Annotated in this window: 2 protein-coding genes; one reads left to right on the forward strand and one right to left on the reverse strand. The window is 57.2% G+C overall.

The genetic code is table 11. From position 1 onward, the window contains the following. The first annotated feature begins 285 nt into the window (after positions 1–285). Complete coding sequence (locus ACLQ7H_RS08675) at positions 286–561, forward strand: ferredoxin family protein (protein WP_411752315.1); 276 nt, start codon at positions 286–288, stop codon at positions 559–561. 328 nt (positions 562–889) lie between these two features. On the opposite strand, the gene ACLQ7H_RS08680 is transcribed toward ACLQ7H_RS08675, so the two are convergent. Next, positions 890–2,206: a transposase gene (locus tag ACLQ7H_RS08680; RefSeq protein WP_411752316.1), complete on the reverse strand. Its 1,317-nt coding sequence runs from the start codon at positions 2,204–2,206 to the stop codon at positions 890–892. Positions 2,207–2,560: the final 354 nt, after the last annotated feature.

The raw sequence follows: 2,560 nt of genomic DNA on the forward strand, positions 1-2,560 counted from the left end.
CCATATGAGATCTCACATGGGGAAGGTCACGCCTACCTGAACCGCCCTTCCCTCACTTGATTATACAAGGAGAAGGAAAAGGAGCTAGCTAATGGATTCCTGTCTCTTCGGATAGAGAGTGCGCATGCTGAAAAGTACCTGCCGCCGATGAAGATGAGCGATAGCCTGCTTGACAACTGGCGCGATAATGAGAGTGCAAATTGTACACGTTACACAACCCACTCTAGACAGTTCTGTCCTTGTGCGCGAGGACCCTCAGCCTGTGCCAAGAGGAGGCTTTGACCCATGACGTATGTAATCTTTGACCTGTGTATTCGCGACGGGGCTTGCGTCGATGTGTGTCCGGTGGACTGCATCGTCCCCGGCATCCCGGAAGCGGAGTGGCCGTGGTACTACATTGATCCGGATACCTGCATCGACTGCGGCGCCTGTGTTCCCGAATGCCCGGTGGATGCGATCTTACCCGAAGAGGATCTGCCCGCCGCGCAGGTCTACACCACGGAATTGAACGCCCGGTATTTCAGCGCAGGACCTGGCTATGCCGCGCTGGCGAGCAAGTAACCGAACAGTAAATCGGAAGAAGCCATATTCGGCGTAAAAGTGACCAAAAGTTACGTTGGTGAGATAGAGCGGCGCAGCAGGCAGGGGTCGCCTGCGCCGCTGTGGACGAGACCGGCGACGGCAAAACGGTGCCGCCCACGGCAGGGCACGGGTCTACGGAGAGCGGGAGTATTGATTATTTCAAGAAAGTTGCTAAGGACTTGACTTTAGAGACGCAGTGCGTGACAAGTACGGGATAAACCCGCAGGCAGGGTAGCACGAATAGGGTGCAACCCTAGCAATTGCACCTTAACAAACAAACAGTCGTCCAGAAAACGCAGCGAAGCGGCTAAACAACGGCCTTGCGCTTGGGTTTTGGGCGTTTTTTCAACTTTCTGACGACCGGATGGCGGGTGCGAGCCTTGGGACAGAAACCTTGGCGGCGCCCAGTGCCTTTTCCGGCGGGTCTGGGTGATTGGGCCGGTGTGCCGAGCCGAGCCAAAAAGCGGTGGGCGGCACGTTGGACTTGACCGGGCGTGAGCAAGCGTGGTTGGGTGGCATTCGGCTTAGGGTGCCAGGCCGGACGCAGATCATCGACTTGCTGACGCATGAGCAAGAGTTGCAGATAGGCAATCGCACAGAACCACATCCAGCGTTCAATGCTAACCAGGTTGGTGGACTGATTGGCCTTCAAGCCCAAATGTTGCTTGAGAAAACGAAAAGCATGCTCAATGGCAAAGCGCCAAAGATAGATGCGGGCGATGTCGGCCAGCGGCACGTCAGTCGGACCCGTCCACAAGAGCCAGAGCGGATAGCGAAAGCGGGGCGTTGAGTCCTTGCGCAAGAACTCAACGCAGAGCACCATGCCCACCAGCAAGGCGAGTTTGCGCAGGTGCAACTGCTGCCAGGCTCGGATGCGCACGCTCTGTCCCAGCAAGGTGATGGTGTCGCTCTGGTCTGGGGGGCGAGGGGGAGTCGCCAGCTTGAACTTGGCACCGTGCTTGCGCGGGGCACCCCGCTGACCCTGGCGGCGGGGTGGTGGTTCTTCATACAAGACCTGGTTGTTGCGCAGCCGCACCAGACCCACCACCGTCGTGACGAACAAGAAGATCGACAGAAAGACCACATTGGCGTACAAGCTGTCGGCCACCACCACCTTGCGCCGCGCACTCATCGCATCCAAACGCTTGACCTGCTCCACGGCGGTGACATTGTCGGTGCTCGCTGGCTTGACGCGTTGCACATCAATCGGTGCCACCCACGAACTGCGCCAACCTACCAGCCGCACGAGCCAGGAAAACTTGTAGCCCTCCCGAGCGACCTCCCGCACGTTGTGCTTCAGCAGTCCCCGTTCGCCCGCCGTCTCGGCACTGGGGCGTTCGTTATCCGTGGCATCGACCGCATAGACTTCATAGCCGGCCACGGTCTCGCTCTCCGGCGGTTGATGGTTGTACAGCGCTTGCGCCAGCGCCTCGCCTTCGATCTCCCCCGCCCGCAGCACATCGTACACCGAACTGTACTGCCGGCGAAAGAGACCATTTTCACTCAACGCCACCGGCGATGTCACCTGGCCGGCCACTGTCATCGCATCGATCATGTCCAGGCTGGCGTCCGCTCGTTGACCGAAAATCTGGTATACTGTTTGTCGAAACTGTTGGATGAGCATGTTTTCCTCCTTTCTCATTCCTAGACATGCTTTTACCAGCAGTTTCGCTTTTTGTTAAAGTACGAGCACCCTTGGTTTACTTGCAACTCTAAACTCAAGATTGTAATCAATCGGCTGTTGTTGTGGGTTTCTTTTTGCCCCGCGAGTGTTCTTGCTTTGTGATTGCTCGTACGCTCACGAAGGATTGACCACCGTCGTATCGTGTGGGCAGGAGTACGCACAAAGGGAAGTTCCGTTGCACATCAATCGAGTTCGGTTGGAAAGGAGCAAACGATGTACGCAAGTATCCGACGCTATCAGGCAAGTGTGGAGGTCGAGGAACTGGTGAAGCGCGTGAACGACGGGTTCATCCCG

Source organism: Serratia sp. (in: enterobacteria), assembly GCF_046715635.1.
GTDB lineage: Bacteria > Pseudomonadota > Gammaproteobacteria > Enterobacterales > Enterobacteriaceae > Chania.